The 18,631-nt window shown below is 66.1% G+C and carries 14 protein-coding genes; 8 read left to right on the forward strand and 6 right to left on the reverse strand.

Translation table 11 applies throughout. From position 1 onward, the window contains the following. The first annotated feature begins 155 nt into the window (after positions 1-155). Positions 156-2,195, forward strand: coding sequence for an NAD(+) synthase (locus GGC47_RS13215; RefSeq protein WP_142022284.1), 2,040 nt, complete (start codon positions 156-158; stop codon positions 2,193-2,195). A 59-nt stretch (positions 2,196-2,254) separates the two neighbouring features. Here the strand turns inward: GGC47_RS13215 and GGC47_RS13220 are convergent, their stop codons facing one another. Continuing rightward, positions 2,255-3,340 carry a YeiH family protein gene (locus GGC47_RS13220; RefSeq protein ID WP_142022475.1) on the reverse strand — a complete coding sequence of 362 codons (1,086 nt, stop codon included), beginning with the start codon at positions 3,338-3,340 and terminating at the stop codon, positions 2,255-2,257. Between the two features lie 236 nt (positions 3,341-3,576). Between GGC47_RS13220 and GGC47_RS13225 the strand changes: the two genes are divergently transcribed. After that, positions 3,577-4,092 carry a YqhA family protein gene (locus GGC47_RS13225; RefSeq protein WP_051988187.1) on the forward strand — a complete coding sequence of 172 codons (516 nt, stop codon included), beginning with the start codon at positions 3,577-3,579 and terminating at the stop codon, positions 4,090-4,092. Positions 4,093-4,183: 91 nt separating this feature from the next. On the opposite strand, the gene GGC47_RS13230 is transcribed toward GGC47_RS13225, so the two are convergent. The 5 genes from GGC47_RS13230 to purU form a co-directional block, all read right to left on the reverse strand. Next, positions 4,184-6,034 (reverse strand): ABC transporter ATP-binding protein, encoded by a 1,851-nt coding sequence (locus tag GGC47_RS13230; RefSeq protein ID WP_112763901.1) that lies wholly within the window; start codon positions 6,032-6,034, stop codon positions 4,184-4,186. Positions 6,035-6,052: 18 nt separating this feature from the next. Further along, positions 6,053-6,994 carry an ABC transporter permease gene (locus tag GGC47_RS13235; RefSeq protein ID WP_038364517.1) on the reverse strand — a complete coding sequence of 314 codons (942 nt, stop codon included), beginning with the start codon at positions 6,992-6,994 and terminating at the stop codon, positions 6,053-6,055. After that, entirely contained in the window at positions 6,960-7,919 is a 960-nt protein-coding gene (locus GGC47_RS13240; RefSeq protein WP_038364515.1) for an ABC transporter permease, read from the reverse strand. Before GGC47_RS13240 ends, GGC47_RS13235 begins: the two co-directional genes overlap by 35 nt. Before the next feature lie 150 nt (positions 7,920-8,069). Beyond that, a complete protein-coding gene (locus GGC47_RS13245) occupies positions 8,070-9,857 on the reverse strand; it encodes a peptide ABC transporter substrate-binding protein (RefSeq protein WP_038364513.1) in 1,788 nt (595 codons plus the stop codon). Positions 9,858-10,067: 210 nt separating this feature from the next. After that, the gene (gene purU, locus GGC47_RS13250) at positions 10,068-10,931 is read right to left on the reverse strand and encodes a formyltetrahydrofolate deformylase (RefSeq protein ID WP_038364511.1); all 864 of its coding nucleotides are present in this window, start codon (positions 10,929-10,931) and stop codon (positions 10,068-10,070) included. A gap of 330 nt (positions 10,932-11,261) precedes the next feature. Between purU and GGC47_RS13255 the strand changes: the two genes are divergently transcribed. The 6 genes from GGC47_RS13255 (at position 11,262) to GGC47_RS13280 (ending at position 18,554) form a co-directional block, all read left to right on the forward strand. Further along, a complete protein-coding gene (locus GGC47_RS13255; protein ID WP_142022283.1) occupies positions 11,262-12,062 on the forward strand; it encodes an SDR family oxidoreductase in 801 nt (266 codons plus the stop codon). A 39-nt stretch (positions 12,063-12,101) separates the two neighbouring features. After that, complete coding sequence (gene iolG, locus GGC47_RS13260; RefSeq protein ID WP_370954897.1) at positions 12,102-13,121, forward strand: inositol 2-dehydrogenase; 1,020 nt, start codon at positions 12,102-12,104, stop codon at positions 13,119-13,121. Next, on the forward strand, positions 13,121-13,903 hold the full coding sequence (locus GGC47_RS13265) for an inositol monophosphatase family protein (protein WP_112763898.1): 783 nt from the start codon (positions 13,121-13,123) through the stop codon (positions 13,901-13,903). Before iolG ends, GGC47_RS13265 begins: the two co-directional genes overlap by 1 nt. A 104-nt stretch (positions 13,904-14,007) precedes the next feature. Then, positions 14,008-15,045, forward strand: coding sequence for an ABC transporter substrate-binding protein (locus GGC47_RS13270; protein ID WP_142022282.1), 1,038 nt, complete (start codon positions 14,008-14,010; stop codon positions 15,043-15,045). Positions 15,046-15,273: 228 nt separating this feature from the next. Next, positions 15,274-17,490, forward strand: a complete 2,217-nt coding sequence (locus GGC47_RS13275; protein WP_142022281.1) for an ABC transporter permease — start codon at positions 15,274-15,276, stop codon at positions 17,488-17,490. Further along, complete coding sequence (locus GGC47_RS13280; RefSeq protein WP_211200595.1) at positions 17,487-18,554, forward strand: ABC transporter ATP-binding protein; 1,068 nt, start codon at positions 17,487-17,489, stop codon at positions 18,552-18,554. The genes GGC47_RS13275 and GGC47_RS13280 overlap by 4 nt, the downstream gene beginning before the upstream one ends. Positions 18,555-18,631: the final 77 nt, after the last annotated feature.

Genomic DNA, 18,631 nt, shown 5'->3' on the forward strand with positions numbered 1-18,631 from the left:
TTCGAGCCGCATCGCGTCGCGCGAATCGAAGGCAGCCACTGCTGGCATCTGACCGCGTCGCGGCAGCCATGACCGGGGCCGCCTTGCTCCGCACAGGCCGTCTGCGCGATAAGCGATGTGCCGCGTCTTCGGTGTCCGAGCCCAACGGAGTCTCGATGAGTTTCGCGAATATCCACGAGCACGGCCTGGTTCGCCTCGCCTGCGCCGCGCCGCGGCTGAAGGTGGCGGATCCGGCTTTCAACGTCGCGGAGACGGTGAAGCTGCTGCGCCGGGCCGATGAAGGCGGCGCCTCGCTCTGCCTGTTCCCGGAGCTCGGCATCAGCGCCTATGCTATCGACGACCTCCTGCAGCAGAACGCGCTGCTCGACGCGGTGAGCGCGGCGCTGGCGCGACTCGTCGAGGAGAGCCGCAGCCTGCGTTGCGTCGCGGTCGTTGGCGCGCCGCTGCGGGTCGAGGGGCGGCTGTTCAATTGCGCCGTCGCGATCCATCGCGGCCGCATCCTCGCCGTGGTGCCGAAGACCTATCTGCCGAACTATCGCGAATTCTACGAGCGCCGCCAGTTCGCTTCGGGCGAGCGGGCAGGGGCCCTCTATATCGACCTCTGCGGCCAGGAGGTGCCTTTCGGCACGGATCTCCTGCTGGCGGCGAGCGATGTCCCGGACTTCATCGTCCATATGGAGATCTGCGAGGATGTCTGGACGCCGATCCCGCCCTCGTCCTTCGGCGCGCTCGCCGGCGCGACCGTGCTGCTGAACCTCTCGGCCAGCAACGTCACCATCGGCAAATCCGACTGGCGCCATGCCCTGTGCAAGGCCCATTCGGGGCGCTGCATCGCGGCCTATGCCTATTCCGCCGCCGGCACGGGCGAGTCGACCACCGATCTCGCCTGGGACGGGCAGGCGATGATCTACGAGAACGGCGCGCTGCTGGCCGAAGCCGAGCGCTTCGCCGCCGAGCCGGAGCTTATCCTCGCCGATATCGACCTCGAGCGGCTGGCGATGGACCGCATTCGCCAGAACACCTTTGGCGACAGCATCGACGTTCACCGCGAGAAGCTCGCCTTCCGCCGCATCGACTTCGCGCTGGAACCGGACCGGGAGAGCGATCTCGGCCTTGCCCGCGCCGTGGAACGCTTTCCCTTCGTGCCGAGCGACGATGCGCGGCTGAGCGAGCTCTGCTTCGAGGCCTACAACATCCAGTCGCATGGCCTGCGCAAGCGGCTGGAAAGCACGCGGATCGACAAGGTGGTGATCGGCGTCTCCGGCGGCCTCGACTCGACGCAGGCGCTGATCGTCGCGGCCCATACCTTTGATGCGCTCGGGCTGCCGCGCGAGAACATCCTCGCCTATACGCTGCCGGCTTTCGCCACCAGCCAGGGCACCAAGGACAATGCCTGGCGCCTGATGCGGTCGCTCGGCGTCAGCGCCGAGGAAATCGACATGACGCCGGCCTGCCGGCAGATGCTGGTCGATATCGGCCACCCCTTCGCCGCGGGCGAGCCCGTCTACGATATTACGTTTGAAAATGTGCAGGCCGGGGCGCGCACTTCCGTGCTCTTCCGCCTCGCCAACCGGCACAATGCGCTGGTGATGGGCACCGGCGATTTGTCGGAGCTGGCGCTCGGCTGGTGCACCTATGGCGTCGGCGATCAGATGTCGCATTACAACGTCAACGGCTCGGTGCCGAAGACGCTGATTCAGCATCTGATCCGCTGGGTGGCGCAGTCCGGCCGCTTCGGCGCGGAGGCTTCGGATGTGATGCTCGACATCCTCGCCACCGAGATCTCGCCCGAGCTGGTGCCCGGTGATGGCGACAAGCCGGCGCAGAAGACCGAGGATTTCGTCGGCCCCTATGCGCTGCAGGATTTCAACCTGTTCTACACGACGCGCTACGGCTTCAGGCCCAGCAAGATCGCCTTCCTTGCCGAACATGCCTGGCGCGATGCCGCCAAGGGCGCCTGGCCGCCCAATATGGAGGAAGGCAAGCGCGTCGCCTACGACCTGCCGGTGATCAAGCGCTGGCTCGGCGTCTTCATCCGGCGCTTCTTCGAGACGAGCCAGTTCAAGCGCTCGGCCATGCCGAACGGCCCGAAGGTCTCGTCAGGCGGCTCGCTCTCGCCGCGCGGCGACTGGCGTGCGCCGAGCGATGCTTCGGCGGCGCCGTGGCTGGCCGATTGGGCGCGCATCCCGGACTGAGCGAAGCAGCGGCGATCGGAGCGGATCGCCCGACCGCCCTTGGTTCGGTGGTGGGGCGCTCAGCTGACGCCGAGCACCCGGATGAGGCCGAGGCTGACTGCCGCCAATGCAAGCAGGGAAAGGGTGACGGCGGCGGTGACCCGCCCGCCGGCTCTGGCAACGACGCGGATATCGACCCCGAGACCCAGGGCCGCCATCGAGACGATGGTGAGGATGGTCGCGGTCGTGGCGATGGGCGCAAGCGCGACTTCCGGGATGAAGCCATGCGTACGCAACGCCGCCATCCCCAGGAAGGCGATGATGAACCACGGCACGAGTTTATTGAAGGCCACGCGTTGCGACGCCGGCTTGACGCCGCCTGTGCCGGTCGCGCTGACATCGTCCCGCAGCCTGTGGCCCAGGATGGAGAGCGCGAGCACGACGGGCCCCAGCATGAGGACGCGGACGAGCTTGACGAGAGTCCCGATCTGCACGCTGGCGGCCGCGACCGGAGCGGTGGCGGCAAGGACCTGGGGGACGGCGTAGACCGTCAACCCGGCGAGAACGCCGTATTGGGTCTCGGACAGGCTCAGGAGCGGGACGAGAAGGGGCAGGCCGAGCACGACCAGAACGCCCAGCACCGCGGTGAAGGCGATGGAGGCGGCCACATCCTTGCCGTCAGCGCCGATGACCGGCGCGACGGCGGCGATGGCCGAGTTGCCGCAGATCGAATTGCCGCAGGCGACGAGGACGGCCATGCGCTTCGGCAGCCCCAGCGCCCGGCCGAGCACGAAGCTGACGACGAGCGCGACCGACACCACCGCCGCGATGCCGGCAATCAAGGCAGGTCCGGCGGCGATGATCATCGCGACATTCAAGGACGCGCCGAGCAGCACGATGGCGATTTCCAGAACGGTCTTCGCCGAGAAGGCGATGCCCGCGCGCCACATTTCGGAGGGCGTCCAGACCGTGCGGACAGCGGTGCCGATCAGGATGGCCAGCACCAGGGCTTCAAGCCAGGCGCGGCCCGTGGCGAAGGCCTCGAGATGCTCCAGCGCGAAGGCGATCGCGCTGATGCCGGCGCAGAGCCCCAGGCCGGGCAGGATTCGCCCCAGGCCCCTCAGCGCTGAAGGGGAGGGCGCGGGCAACGGAGTGACGGAGCGCATATCGGCCATGGGAGAACCTTCTTCTCCGCGGACCTAATCGGAGAAGAATTATGCTGTCTATCGCATTGTTGCGATCATTCCGTTTCATCGGGCCGAACGATTGGCCCGCTTGCGCGTGTTTGCGGAGCCGATGCAGGGCGCTTCGGCAACACCTTCCGATTGGCGTGACCGAGCCATTCTGGCAAATTCAGCTTTCACAATGTTCGCCCGGGGGCAGAAGCCACAGGGAGTTCGTCATGAATCGCTTGCGCTTGACGCTCGAAGCCATCATCGCAAATTCCCGTTGGTTCCTGGCGCCCTTTCTCCTTGGCCTGATCCTCACCCTCGCGGCGCTGCTCTTCAATTTCGCGCTGAAGCTGTTCGATTTTTTCACGAGCGCCCGGATGTCCGATCCGTCCGAAATCATTGTCGGCAGCTTGAAGCTCGTCGACATTGCCTTGACGGCAAATCTGATCGTCATCGTGATCTGCTCGAGCTACGAGAATTTCTTGGCGCCGATCGACGTCCAGCAACGCCCGGCCTGGCCAACCAGCCTGGCAAATGTGGGGTTTTCGGGTCTGAAGCAAAGGCTGCTTGCATCCATCGTCGCCATCGCGGCGGTGAACGTTCTGGAGTGGTTCCTGGATATCGAGAACAGCGCGGATAGTACGAAGCTCGGATGGCTCATCGCCATCATGTTGGGCTTTGCGCTGACGATGCTGCTCATGGCGATCGCGGATCGCGTCGGAGAGGCTGAGCCGCCAAAGCATTAGGGCCAATCGAGGACCGCTGAAGCAGCGGCCACACCCCAACAAAAAACCCGCGGTTCGCGCCGCGGGCTGATCGTCTCGATCTTGGAAGGGCTCAGGCCGCGATCGCGGCCGGGTCCTTCTTCTCCCATTCCTCGCCCCAGATCATCACGGCATGGCCGGGCGAGACCTCGCGGTACTGGCGCACCGGCGGCTCGTAGTCGGGGGCGCGGACCGGGCTCTTGATCTCGTCGTTCGAGACCGGGCGCTTGATCAGGCGCCGGGCCGGATCGGCGACCGGCACGGCGGCCAGCAGGCGCTTGGTGTAGGGGTGCTGCGGGTTCTCGAAGATTGAGACGCGCGGGCCGATCTCGACGATCTCGCCGAGATACATCACCGCCACGCGATGGCTGACGCGCTCCACCACCGCCATGTCGTGCGAGATGAAGAGATAGCCCAGCCCCATGCGCGCCTGCAGGTCGAGCATCAGGTTGACCACCTGCGCCTTCACCGAGACGTCGAGCGCCGAGACCGCTTCGTCGGCCACGATCAGGCGCGGCTCGACCGCGAGCGCGCGGGCGATGCAGATGCGCTGGCGCTGGCCGCCCGAGAACTCGTGCGGGAAGCGGTTGGCCATGTCGGGCGAGAGGCCGACGCGCTTGAGCAGGTCCGCCACCTTGTCGCGCGCCTCCGAGCGGCTGGCAAGGTTGTTGATCAGCAGCGGCTCGGCGATCGCGGTCCCGACATTCATGCGCGGATTGAGCGAGGCGAAGGGGTCCTGGAAGATCATCTGCATGCGCTTGCGCTGCTCGCGCAGGTCATGCTGGTTGAGCTTCAGCACGTCGACGCCGTCGAGCAGCACAGAGCCGGTGAGCGGCTCGATCAGGCGCATCACCGAGCGGCCGGTGGTCGACTTGCCGCAGCCGGATTCGCCGACCAGCGCCAGCGTCTCGCCGGCCTTCAGGCTGAAGGAGACGTTCTCGACCGCATGCACCCGGCCCTTGACCGAGGAGAGCAGGCCGCCGCGGATCTCGAAGCGGGTGGTGAGGCCGGCGACTTCGAGGACGGGACGCTCGGCCGCCTGGACGGTGTCGGGCGTCTCGGTCGGCACGTCGGATTCGCCGGTGGCGCGGTCGACGACCGGGAAGCGCATCGGCCGGGCCTTGCCGATCATCGAGCCGAGCTTCGGCACGGCCGAAAGCAGCGACTTGGTGTAGGGCTTCTGCGGCCGGGCGAAGATGTCCTCGGTCGGGCCGGTCTCGATCTCGTCGCCATTGTACATGACGACGGTGCGGTCGGCGATCTCGGCGACGACGCCCATGTCGTGGGTGATGAAGAGGACGGACATGCCCTCCTCGTCCTGCAGCGTCTTGATCAGCTCCAGGATCTGCGCCTGGATGGTCACGTCGAGCGCGGTCGTCGGCTCGTCGGCGATCAGCAGCTTGGGCTTGCAGGCCAGCGCCATCGCGATCATCACGCGCTGGCGCATGCCGCCCGAGAAGCGGTGCGGATATTCGTGGAAGCGCGACTTCGCGGCGGGGATGCGGACCTTCTCCAGCAGGCGGATCGTCTCGGCCTCGGCCTCGGAGCGCGACAGGCCGCGATGCAGGATCAGCGCCTCGGCGATCTGGAAGCCGATGGTCAGCACCGGGTTCAGCGAGGTCATCGGCTCCTGGAAGATCATCGCGATCTCGTTGCCGCGGATATGGCGCATATCCGCGTCGGGCAGCGTCAGAAGCTCCTTGCCGTTGAGCTTGATCGAGCCTTCGATCTTGCTCGAGCCGGGCGGGGTCAGCCGCATGATCGAGAGCGCGGTGACGCTCTTGCCGGAGCCGGACTCGCCGACGACCGCCAGGGTCTCCTTCGGCTTGATGTCGAAGGAGATGTTGCGGACGACCGACTTCCACTGTCCCTCCACGCGGAAGGAGGTGGTCAGGTTGGAAACGGAGAGGATCGGGGAGGTCATGTCAGGTCCTTCTCTGGATCAGATCACGCGGCGCGGGTCGAGTGCGTCACGCAGGCCGTCGCCGATGAAGTTGATCGACAACACGGTGAGGAAGATCGCGGCACCGGGGAACAACGCCCAGTGCGGCGCGGAATCGAGATGGTCCTTGGCGTCGAACAGCAGGCGCCCCCAGGTCGGGATGTCCGGCGGGAAGCCCAGCCCGAGGAAGGAGAGCGTCGATTCGGCGATGATCGCCGCGGAGACCTCGATCGTCGCCGCGACGATGACGGGCCCGAGCGCGTTGGGCAGGATATGGGCGAACATCTGCCTGAGCTTGGTCGCGCCCTGGGCGCGAGCCGCCTCGACAAATTCCTTCTCGCGCAGCGACAGGAACTGCGCCCGCACCAGCCGGGCGACGGGCATCCAGCGCAGGCCGCCGATGACGACGACGATCAGCACGAAGACGCCGCCCTCGACGCCGAAGAGCGCCTTGAGCTGCTCGCGGAAGAGATAGATCACGAGCAGCAGCAGGGGCAGCTGCGGCAGGGACAGGAACAGGTCCGTCACCCACATCAGAACGGGGTCGGCGACCTTGCGCGACATGCCGGCGAGCGCGCCGATGATCACGCCGACGAAGGTCGCCACCACCATGGCCGCGAGACCGACGGAGAGCGAGATGCGCCCGCCATACATCATGCGCGCCAGGATATCCTGGCCGAGATCGTCGGTCCCGAGCGGGTGGGCGAAGGACGGTCCCTGCAATTGCGCCGTGAAGTCGATGTCGTTGATCGCGACCGGCCACAGCCAGGGCCCGACGACCACGCCGAGAATCAGGAAGCCGAGGATGAAGCTGCTGACCACGGCGAGGCGGTGGCGCTTGAAGCGCCGCCAGGTCTCGCGCCCCGGCGAAACCGCCGCCGTGGTGGCGCGCGCCGCCACGGCCGGTTCAGCTGAAGGAGATGCGAGGGTCGAGCCAGCCATAAAGAACATCCGCAATGAGGTTGAACAGGACCACCAGGCAGGCGAACACGAAGGTCACGGCCATGATGACTGGGGTGTCGTTGGCGAGGATTGCGTCGATCAGCAGCGAGCCGATGCCCGGCACGCGAAAGATCTGCTCGGTCACGAGCGCGCCGCCGAACACGGCGGGCATCTGCAGCGCGACCAGCGTCACCACCGGGATCAGCGCGTTGCGCGTGATGTGGCGCAGCGTGACCTTGCGCTCGCTGAGGCCCTTGGCGCGGGCCGTGGTGACATAGTCGAGCCGGATCACATCGAGCACCGAGGAACGCACATAGCGCGTATAGGACGCTGCCTGGAACAGGCCGAGCACGGTGATCGGCATGATCGCCTGGCGGAACATCTCCCAATACCAGCGCCAGCCGGTCGCGGCGATGTCGGAGCGGTAGACGAAGGGAAACCAGTCGAGCGTCACCGAGAACAGCAGGATGAAGAGCAGGCCGGTGAAGAAGGTCGGCAGCGAGAAGCCGATGAAGGCCAGCGTGTTGGCGATCTGGTCGAAGACGGAATAGGGCCGCGTCGCGGCGTAGATGCCGACGGGCAGCGCGACGCACAGCGCCAGGATCTGCGAGGAGCCGACGACGAACAGCGTGGTCGGCAGGCGCTGCAGGATGAGCTGGTCGACATTGATGCGGCTGGCGAAGGAGAAGCCCCAGTCGCCCTGGGCCATGGCGGAGAGCCAGCGCAGATAGCGCACGAAAATCGGGTCGTTGAGGCCGAAGCTGGCGCGGATGGCCTCGCGCACCTCAGGCGGCACGTTCGGATTCGTCGCCATCTCCGAGAAAGGATCGCCCGGCGCGAGCGCCAGGACCGTGAACAGGATCAGGCTGATGCCGAGCAGGCTTGGAATGGCGATAAGAAGCCGCCGTATCAGATATGTCGCCATGAAGTTTGTTTCTCTTTGCGTGCGCGGCCGGGCCGCGGACTGAACGCCGGTAGCAATCGGCAAGCCCTCCTGCACTTTTGGCACAGGAGGGGCAAGCCGATGCAGTCGCCCTTCACACAGCGAAAGACTGCGTGAAGGGCGTTTTCAAGCTCAGCTGCGATACCAGGCCGCAATGTTCCAGGTATCGACGTCCCAGCCGGAATGGTCGTGCATGACGTTGTTCGCCGCCGCGGCGACGCGGGTGCGCGAGAGCAGCGGCAGGATGATGTTGGCCTCGCAGAAGATCTCGTTGACCTTGATCAGCAGGGCTGCGCGCTTGGCCGGGTCGAGCTCCTTCTGGGCGGCCTTGTAGGCCTCGTCGGCAGCCGGATCCGAGTAGCGCGAGACGTTGCGGCCCAGCCACTTGTTCTCCTTGTTGGCGATCTCCCAGGAGACGAACTGGTTGAGGAAGCGCTCGGGATCGGGCTGCGGCTGCGTGGTCGTGTACATCTCCATGTCGACATAGAGCTTGGTGTAGGTGTCGGGGTTGGCGACGTCCGAGGAGAAGAACACCGAGGCCGTGACCGACTTCAGCTCCAGATCGATGCCGGCGCGCTGGCAAGCCTGCTTGATGATGGCCTGGGTCTTCTGGCGCGGGGCGTTGATCGAGGTCTGGAAGACGTATTTGAGCTTCTTGCCGTCCTTTTCGCGAATGCCGTCGGAGCCCTTCTTCCAGCCGGCCTCGTCGAGGATCTTGTTGGCCTTGTCGATGTTGAACTCGTATTTGAGCTTGGTCGACTTGAACTGCTTGGGCTCGTTGACGAAGCTCGCCGTCGCGATGCCGCCGCGGCCATAGATGAACTTCTGGACCGAGTCGCGGTCGATCAGCAGGTTGATCGCCTCGCGCACCTTCGGATCGCTCAGCGTCGGGTGTTTGGTCTTGACGCTGGAGCGCTCGCCGTCGACCTCGGTCCACGGATCGGTCGGGTTCAGGATGATGAACTCGATATCGCCCGAGGGAACCGTGCTGACCTTGCCGCGTCCGCCGGTCTCCATGCGCTTGAGGACCTCGTCCTCGACCTGCAGGTTCCAGGCATAGTCGTATTCGCCGGTCTGCAGCACGGCGCGCGCCGCCGAGACCGCGTCACCGCCGCCCTTGACCTCGAGCGTGTCGAAGGCGGGCTGGTTCTTGATGTGGTAGTCGGGGTTGCGCTCGCCGGTCAGCACGTCGCCCGGCTTGAAGTCGACGAACTTGTAGGGGCCGGTGCCGATGGGCTTCAGGTTGTCCGGCGCCTCGCGCGACTTGGCGCCGACATAATCGCCGAAGCGGTGCTTCGGCAGGATCTGGCCGACGGTGCCGACGAAGGGGTCGGCCCAGAACGGCGTCGGCTGCTGGAAGATCACCTTGACCGTGAGATCGTCGACCTTCTCGACCTTGATGTTGGTGTAGGAGCCCGTGGTGTAGGCGGCGGTCGCCGGCTCCTTGGCGTATTCCCAGGTGAAGACGACGTCGTCGGCCGTGAACGGCTTGCCGTCATGCCATTTCACGCCGGGCTTCAGCTTCCAGGTGACGCTCAGGCCGTCGGCCGAGAGGCCGCCATTCGCCTTCGTCGGCACCTCGGCGGCGAGGCAGGGGATGAGGTTGCCTTCCTTGTCCCAGCCGGCGAGCGGCTCATAGAAGATGCGCGAGGCGATCTGGTCCTTGGTGCCCGAGGCAAAATGCGGGTTCAGCAGGGTCGGCGCCTGCCAGAGCAGGATCTTGAGCGGTCCGCCGCCGCCGGCCTTGGTCGGCTTGTATTCGAGCGTGGCATTCGCCATCGCCACGTCGTTCCAGACGAGAATTTGGCTCGCGATCGGAGCGGCGATGCCGACTGCCGCCATTTTCTGGATGAAGGAGCGTCGCGACAGCGTGCCTTCCTTCACATCCGCGATCAGGCCGCGGATTTCCTGGTCTTTCATCGGATTGCCTCCACCTTAAAAAAAACAAAAAGCATCCCCGGCGCTCTGGCGCCATTGTTATGGTTGCGGCCTCAGCAAGGCATGTGCCAACGAAAGCGTCAACTGTGCAGCGCGGTGCAAATTCCGGATTTGCCCGCGCTAGCCGGCTGACATTCCCGGGCTACGGGAGTTTTTTCGCCGAACCGCGCCGGTTGTGCAATTTTGTGCGAATCAGTCGGTGAAGACGACAGTTTTTTGCCCGTTGAGGAGCACGCGATCTTCCAAATGGTTGAGCACCGCCCGGGCCAGGACGCGGCGCTCGATGTCGCGCCCCTTGCGGACGAGGTCTTCCGGCGTGTCGCGGTGCGAGATGCGCTCGACGTCCTGCTCGATGATCGGGCCTTCGTCGAGATCGGGCGTGACGTAATGCGCGGTGGCGCCGATCAGCTTGACCCCGCGCTCATGGGCCTGGTGATAGGGCTTGGCGCCCTTGAAGCCGGGCAGGAACGAGTGATGGATATTGATGCAGCGGCCGGCGAGCTTGGCTGAAAATCCATCGGACAGGATCTGCATGTAGCGGGCGAGGACGACGAGGTCGGTCTTCGTCTCCTGGATCAGGCGCCAGATCTCCGCTTCCTGCTCCATCTTGCTCTGGCGCGTCACCGGCATGTGGTGGAACGGCAGCGTGCCGAGATCGGTCGAGGCGATATGCTCGCGCGCATGGTTCGAGACGATGCCGGTGATCTCCATCGGCAGTTCCCCGATGCGCCAGCGATAGAGCAGGTCGGCCAGGCAATGGTCGAATTTCGAGACCAGCAGCATCACGCGCTTCTTCCGCCCGACCTCGCGCAGGCTGGCTTGCATCGCGAAGCGTTCGGCGAGCCCGTCGACGGCGGCCGCGATGGCTTCGTGCGGCTGGCTGCCTTCCAGCCGGTTGAAGACGACGCGCATGAAGAAGCGCCCGGTCTCGGTGTCGTCGAACTGTTGGGCATCGAGGATATTGCAGCCGGCCTCGAACAGCAGCGTCGAGACCGCCGCGACGATGCCGGGCCGGTTGGGGCAGGACAGGGTGAGGATGGAGATGTGTTCGAGCATGGCTGATGCCGCCGGTTCGGCGGCCCTTCGGCAGGAATGACGGGGGATGGCGATGGGACGGGCGGCGCGCGACGCGCTGCCGTCAACCTCGGCCGTTGGCCGGGCGGGTGCCGGCTCTGGCCGGGCTCGTCGGGGCTGGTGCCGTCATGGGCGTGGGGAACCGTTCCAGCGCGACCGTGCCATGGCCGCACCTCTGCAACACCGCGTCGGGCCGATCTTGTCAAGCGCCGGCCTCCGCGTCGTCTTGACTTGGCCTCTCCGAAAATGGAATGTTTATTCCAACAAAAGTGGAACTAAAAAATTTCTGCCGTTTTCAGGGAGCCGGCGCAGGTGCCGCAAGCCGCAAGTTTCAGCCGCAGCCTCGAGGGCCGGGTCGCGATCGTCACCGGCGCCAGCCAGGGGCTCGGCGAGGCGATCGCCCATGAATTCGCCGGCCGCGGCCTCCGCGCCATCCTGTTGACCGGGCGCAATGCCGCGCGCGGCGAGGCGGTCGCCGCGAGCCTGCGCGCGGCGGGCTGCGAGGCGCTCTTCCACCGTGTCGATCTCGCCGATCTCGACGCCGTCAGGCAGATCGTCCCGGCGGCGGAAAAGGCCTTCGGGCGGCTCGACATTCTCGTCAACGCCGCCGGCGATACCGATCGCGGCACGATCTTCGACACCGAGCCCGCGCTCTATGAGCGCATCATGGCGGTCAATCTGCGGGCGCCCTTCTTCCTGATCCAGGATGCGGCCGGGTTGATGCGCCGGCAGAGCATTGCGGGCGCGGTCGTCAACATCCAGTCGATGTCGGCCCATGGCGGTCAGCCCTTCCTCTCCGCCTACAGCGTCTCCAAGGGCGCGCTTGGCGTGCTGACGAAGAACGTCGCCTACGGCCTCATCAAGCACCGCATCCGCTGCAACGGCCTCAATATCGGCTGGATGGCGACGCCGGGCGAAGACGCGATCATGAAGCTGCGCCACGACGCCAAGGATGGCTGGCTGGAGGAAGCTTCGGCCTCCCAGCCTTTCGGCCGGCTGATCGATCCGCGCGAGGTCGCCAAGGCGGTGGCCTATCTCGCTTCCGACGAATCCGGGCTGATGACCGGAGCCAATATCGATTTCGACCAGAATATTCTCGGCGCGCATGACTAGCGCTCCGGGGCGGATCGCTGCAGGACGGCTGCGGAAACGATGACGGGACTTGAAGACACCATGAAGATCGGATTGCTGGGCGCCGGCCGCATCGGGCGCATTCACGGGCTGAACGTCGCCGCGCGGGGCGATGCCGAGCTTGTCGCCGTCACCGACGCGATGCCGGAGGCCGCCGCCTCGCTCGCTGCCGCCACCGGCGCGAAGGTTGCGAGCACCGAGGCGATTCTCGCCGATCCGGCGATCGACGCCGTGCTGATCTGCACCCCGACCGACACCCATGCCGACCTGATCGAGCAGGCGGTTTCCGCCGGCAAGGCCGTGTTCTGCGAGAAGCCGGTCGATCTCGACGCCGCCCGCATCCGCCGCTGCCTCGCCACGGTCGAAAAATCCGGCAAGCCGCTGATGATCGGCTTCAACCGCCGCTTCGATCCGAACTTTGCGGCGCTGGAGAAGCGCCTGCGCGCGGGCGAGGCCGGCGCGATCGAGATCGTCACGGTGATCTCGCGCGATCCCTCGCCGCCGCCGGTCGATTATGTCAGGCGCTCCGGCGGGCTCTTCCGCGACATGATGATCCACGACTTCGACATGGCGCGCTTCCTCCTCGCCGAGGAGCCGGTCGAGGTCTTTGCGCTCGGCTCTGCCCTCGTCGACAAGGCGATCGGCGAGGCCGGCGATGTCGACACCGCCGCCGTTGTCATGAAGACGGCCTCGGGCAAGATCGCCCAGATCTCGAACTCGCGCCGCGCCACCTACGGCTATGACCAGCGCATCGAGGTCCACGGCTCGCAGGGCATGCTGCGCGCCGGCAACATCCACGAGACCACCGTCGAGATCGCGACGGGGCAGGGTTTCCGCGCCGATCCGGTGCAGAACTTCTTCCTGGAGCGCTATGCCGCGGCCTATCGCGCCGAGCTCGACGCCTTCATCGCTGCCTGCCACGGCAAGGCCGCGCCGTCTCCGACCGGCCTCGATGGCTTGAAGGCGCAGATCCTCGCCGATGCCGCGACCGAGTCGGCGCAGACCGGCAAGCCCGTCCGCGTCGATCTGGGAGCGAACTGATGACCCCGGCGGAACGCGATCTGCGCTATTACGCGGCGCTCGGCCTCGCGGCCGAGGCGAGCCATCTGGCGCTGGGCTATTTCAGCAAGCGTGAATCGCTCGGCACCACCATGAAGGGCGCGCAGGACTGGCTGACCATCGCGGACGGCAAGGTCGAGGATTTCCTGCGCCAGCGCCTCTCCGCGCTCTTCCCGAACGATTCCGTCATCGGCGAGGAGGGCGGCGGCCAGGCCTCCGACGCGGTCTGGATTCTCGATCCGATCGACGGCACCGCGAATTTCGCCCATGGCGACCGCAACTGGTGCATCTCGATCGGCTTTCTGGCGGATCGGGTGCCGGAGATCGGCGTCGTCGCGGCGCCGGCGCTGGGCGAGGTCTATGCGGCCCGGCGCGGCGCCGGCGCGACCCTCAACGGCGATGCGATCAAGGTCTCGGGAGGGGCGGACATCGCCCGCGCTTCGGTCGAGCTGGGATGGTCGACCCGTATCCCGGCGCAGCGCTATGTCGAGACCATCGGCCGCAGCTATGCGGCGGGTGCGGCGGTCCGGCGCGGCGGCTCGGGCACGCTCGGCCTCTGCCATGTCGCGAACGGCAGCAGCGACGCCTATGCCGAATTGCACATCAACGCCTGGGACGTCGCGGCCGGCATCGTCATCGCCTCGGAGGCTGGCGCCCATATCAATGACTTCTTCGCCGGCGAAGGCATCGCCAAGGGCAATCCGATCCTGTGCTGCACGCCGGCTCTGGCGCCGGCTCTGAAGGAGATCACCGGGATCGTTTAGCCGGCACGCTATATCGTTGACCTTTTCGGCCAAGTCGTTTCACTTTCACGACAATCACAAAAACCGGACGTAAGAGGCCGGTCCACACAATCAGGGAGGTTATCATGCAGTCGAAATCCTGGCTCAAGGCGGGGCTTTTCGCCGCCATCGCCACCGCGGCCTTTGCCGCGACACCGGCCCGCGCTCAGGGGTCGCTCGTCATGTATTGCGGCGTCCAGGAGGAATGGTGCCGCGCCATGTCGACCGCCTTCGAGAAGGAGACCGGCATCAAGGTCGCGATGACCCGCAAATCGGCGGGCGAGATCTATGCGCAGCTCAAGGCCGAGTCCTCGAATCCGCGCGGCGACATCTGGTGGGGCGGCACCGGCGACCCGCATCTGCAGGCCGCCGAGGAAGGGCTGACGACCGAATACGAATCGCCCGCGAATAAGGACCTCAACGACTGGGCGCTGAATCAGTGGAAGGCCGCCAACAAGCGCACCATCGGCATCTATGCCGGCGCGCTCGGCTTCGGCTTCAACACCGAGCAGATCAAGGCGAAGGGCATCCCCGAGCCGAAATGCTGGGCCGATCTGCTCAACGCCAAGCTCAAGGACGACGTCCAGGTCGCCGATCCCAACTCCTCGGGCACGGCCTATAACCTGCTCGCCACCGTCGTTCAGCTCATGGGCGAGGAGAAGGGCTTCGACTACCTCAAGGCCCTGCACAAGAACGTCAGCCAGTACACCAAGTCGGGCGCCGCGCCGGCCAAGGCCGCGAGCCTCGGCGAGACGGCGGTCGGCATCGTCTTCATCCATGACGCGGTGGTCTTCGCCGTGCAGGGCGACCCGATCAAGCCGGTCGCGCCTTGCGAGGGCACGGGCTACGAGATCGGCTCGATGTCGATCGTCAAGGGCGCGCGCAATCTCGACAACGCCAAGAAGTTCTACGACTGGGCCCTGACCCCGGCCGCCCAGGCGCTCGGCGCTCCCGCGAAGTCCTATCAGGTGCCGTCGAACAAGAACGCGCCGGTGCCGGCCCAGGCCCCGAAGATGAGCGAGATGAAGCTCATCAACTACGACTTCGTGAAATACGGCTCCTCGGCCGAGCGCAACCGCCTGCTCGCGAAGTGGGACAAGGAAGTGAAGGCGCTGCCGAAGTAAGGCGGCACTTCCAAAGCGATCTGGGGAACTCGACCTCGGAAATACCCCGTCATCCCGGGCTTGACCCGGGATCCATGCCAGAGCGCTTGCGATAAAAGTTCAGGCATGGATCCCGGATCTCCGCTTCGCTGCGTCCGGGATGACCACGGCGGTATCGGTCGAACCGTATCATCGACATGAAAGCCGGAACGAACCGGCTCGAACCATCAGGTGAGGGACAGGGCAAGGATGGCACCGGCGACGCGACTCGTGCTGCTGATCGGCTGGATCGGCTATGCGCTGATGCCCTGGTATCTCGTCGAGGGCATGGGCCTGACCGATCTCGGCTGGCTTGCGGGATATCCGTTCGGCAAGGCCGGCAGTGCGCTGGCGCTCGCCCTTTCGGGAGAGGCGCCCTGGCTCCTGCCGGTGGGCATCGCCCTTGCGGTCGCGACCGCCTTCATGGGCAGCGCCGACCGTGCACGGACCGCGAAGGTGCTGATCGGGGCGGGCCTGCTCGGCATGCTCCTGTTCTTCGCCCAGGCCTTCGCCATCGTGCTCAAGGACCAGGGCATTCCCTGGCTCGCCGCTCTGCTGGGCGGAGCGGGCGCGGCCCAGCGCGGCATGGGTGGCGGCGGCTTCCTGACGCTGCTCGCATTGCTGCTGTTGCTCTGCCACGGGCTCGCCTATCGCGGCATCTGCCGCGGCGACCTCTTCACGACCTCCTCGATCGGCATCGTCATCCTGCTGATCGGCCTGTTCATCTTCTTCCCGGTCTGGATCATCCTGAAGAGCGCACTGATCGAAGCGGACGGCACTTTCGCGCCCGCCGCCTTCTTCGCGCGCTTCCTCGATTCCTCGATCTGGGGGCTCGGCTGCGTCACCAGCAACACCAATTGCGGCGTCGCCTGGAACACGCTGGTCCTCGCCGTGCTCTGCGGCGTCATCACCACCTTGCTGGGCTTGGCCTGCGCGCTTTTGATCCTGCGCACTGGCATGCCCGGCAAGCGCATCATGCGGGCGCTGACGGTGCTGCCGATCATCACCCCGCCCTTCGTCATCGGCCTCGCGCTGATCCTGCTCTTCGGCCGCGCCGGCGCGGCCTCGACCCTGCTCTATGAATGGTTCGGGGTTCCCCGCTCGCGCTGGCTCTATGGCCTCCCCGGCGTGCTGCTGGCACAGGTGCTGGCCTTCGCGCCGATCGCCTTCCTCGTGCTGATCGGCGTGGTGCAGGGCATCAGCCCGAGCCTGGAGGAAGCCTCACAGACGCTCGGCGCCAAGCGCTGGCAGACCTTCCGCACCGTGACCTGGCCGCTGCTCAGGCCGGGCATCGCCAATGCCTTCCTGCTCGGCTTCGTCGAGAGCATGGCCGATTTCGGCAATCCGCTGGTGCTCGGCGGCAATTTCGAGGTGCTCTCGACCAAGATCTTCTTCGCGGTGGTCGGCGCCTCCTACAATCAGGGGCAGGCGGCGGTGCTCGCCATCATCCTGCTCGCCTTCACGCTCGGTGCCTTCTGGGTGCAGCAGCGTTGGCTCGGCGACAAATCCTACACCACCGTCACCGGCAAGGGCGATGCCGGCCTGCCGACCCCGCTGCCGCGCCGCGTCTCCTGGCTCGCCACGGCGGCGATCGTGCCCTGGGTCGCGCTCACCGTCGTCATCTATGTGGTCATCCTGATCGGCGGCTTCGTTCGCAATATGGGCCGCGACTTCACCCCGACGCTGGAGCATTACCGCACCGGCTTCGCCATCGACTTCAGCCACGGCATCTTCTTCGAGGGCTCGGCCTGGTCCTCCTTCTTCACCACGGTGAAGGTCGCGGCGATCTCGGCGCCACTGACGGCGCTGATCGGGCTGCTCACCGCCTATCTGCTGACGCGGCAGCGCTTCCGCGGGCGCGGCGCGCTCGAATTCGCGACGATGCTCTCCTTCGCCATTCCCGGCACGGTGCTCGGCGTCGCCTATATCCTCGCCTTCAACGTGCCGCCGATCGAGATCACCGGCACCGGGCTGATCCTCATCATCGCCTTCGTCTTCCGCAACATGCCGGTGGGCGTGCGCTCCGGCATCGCCGGCCTCTCGCAGATCGACAAGAGCCTGGACGAGGCCTCGACCACCTTGCGCGCCCGCAGCTTCACGACGCTCTGGCGCGTCGTGCTGCCGCTGCTGAAGCCGGCGCTGGTTTCCGCCTTGGTCTACAGCTTCGTGCGCTCGATGACGGCGGTCAGCGCCGTGATCTTCCTCGTCTCGGCCGAGTACAACCTCTCCACCGCCTATATCGTCGGGCGCGTCGAGGCCGGTGAATTCGGCCTCGCCATCGCCTATTCCTCGGCGCTCATCGTTTTCATGGCCTTCGGCATCGCGCTGATCCAGTTCCTCGTCGGCGAGCGCAAGCTCGGCCGGCGCAAGATCGTCGCGCTGTCCAGCTCGGTCTCCAACCCCATCACCCAGGGAGCAGCAAGTTGACGAAGGCCGGCCCCGCTTCCGTTGAATTCCGCAATGTCTCGATGCGCTACGGCGCCGTGACGGCGGTCGACAACGTCAATTTCACCATCGAAGCCGGCAAGCTCGTCACGCTGCTCGGCCCCTCCGGCTGCGGCAAGACCACGACCTTGCGCATGATCGCGGGCCTCGAGATCGCCAGCGAGGGCCAGATCCTGATCGGCGGCAAGGACGTGACCAAGCTCTCGGCCGCCGACCGCGACGTCTCGATGGTCTTCCAGTCCTATGCGCTGTTCCCGCATATGAGCGTGCTCGAGAACGCCGCCTATGGCCCCACCGTGAAGGGGCTCGGCAAGGAGCAGGCGAAGCAGATGGCGCTGGAGAAGCTGGCGCTGGTCGGCCTGAAGGGCTTCGAGAGCCGCTACCCCTCCGAATTGTCCGGCGGCCAGCAGCAGCGCGTCGCGGTCGCCCGCGCCCTCGTGCTGGAGCCGCAGGTGCTGCTCTTCGACGAGCCGCTCTCCAATCTCGACGCCAAGCTGCGCCGCCGCGTCCGCGAGGAGATCCGCGAACTGCAGCAGGACCTCAACCTGACCGTCGCCTATGTCACCCATGACCAGGAGGAGGCGCTGGCGGTCTCCGACCGCATCATCGTGATGTCGAATTCGCGGATCGCGCAGGAAGGCGCGCCGCGCGAGCTCTATGAGCAGCCGGCCAATGCCTTCGTCGCGGATTTCATCGGCGACGCCAATCTGGTCGAGGTGACCGTGAAATCCGTGGCGGATGGCCGCGCCGAGGTCGCGATCGGCTCCGCCACGATTTCGCTGCCCGCCCGCGATCTCGGCCCCGGCCCGGCCAAGGTCGCGATCCGCCCCGAGGCGCTGCTGCTGTCCGGCACCGCAGGCCCGGCCTCGCTGCCGGGCAAGATCAGCAAATGCGCCTATCTCGGCAATCACCTCGACGTCATGGTCGAAACCGAGATCGGCGAGCTGTTCGTCGTCCAGTATGGCGCCCGCACGATGCTGGAACCGGGGGCGCCCGTCGCGGTTTCCTTTGCCGAGTCGGGGGTGACGCTGATCCCACCGGCCTGATTCCGCCGCCGAAAGCCCGGATTTCGCCTGCCCGGATCACAATTCCGGTGATCTCATTATGGGCACTTTTTTGCGAG

This window comes from Allobosea sp. OAE752 (genome assembly GCF_050433265.1).
In the GTDB taxonomy this organism is placed as follows: domain Bacteria; phylum Pseudomonadota; class Alphaproteobacteria; order Rhizobiales; family Beijerinckiaceae; genus Allobosea; species Allobosea spartocytisi.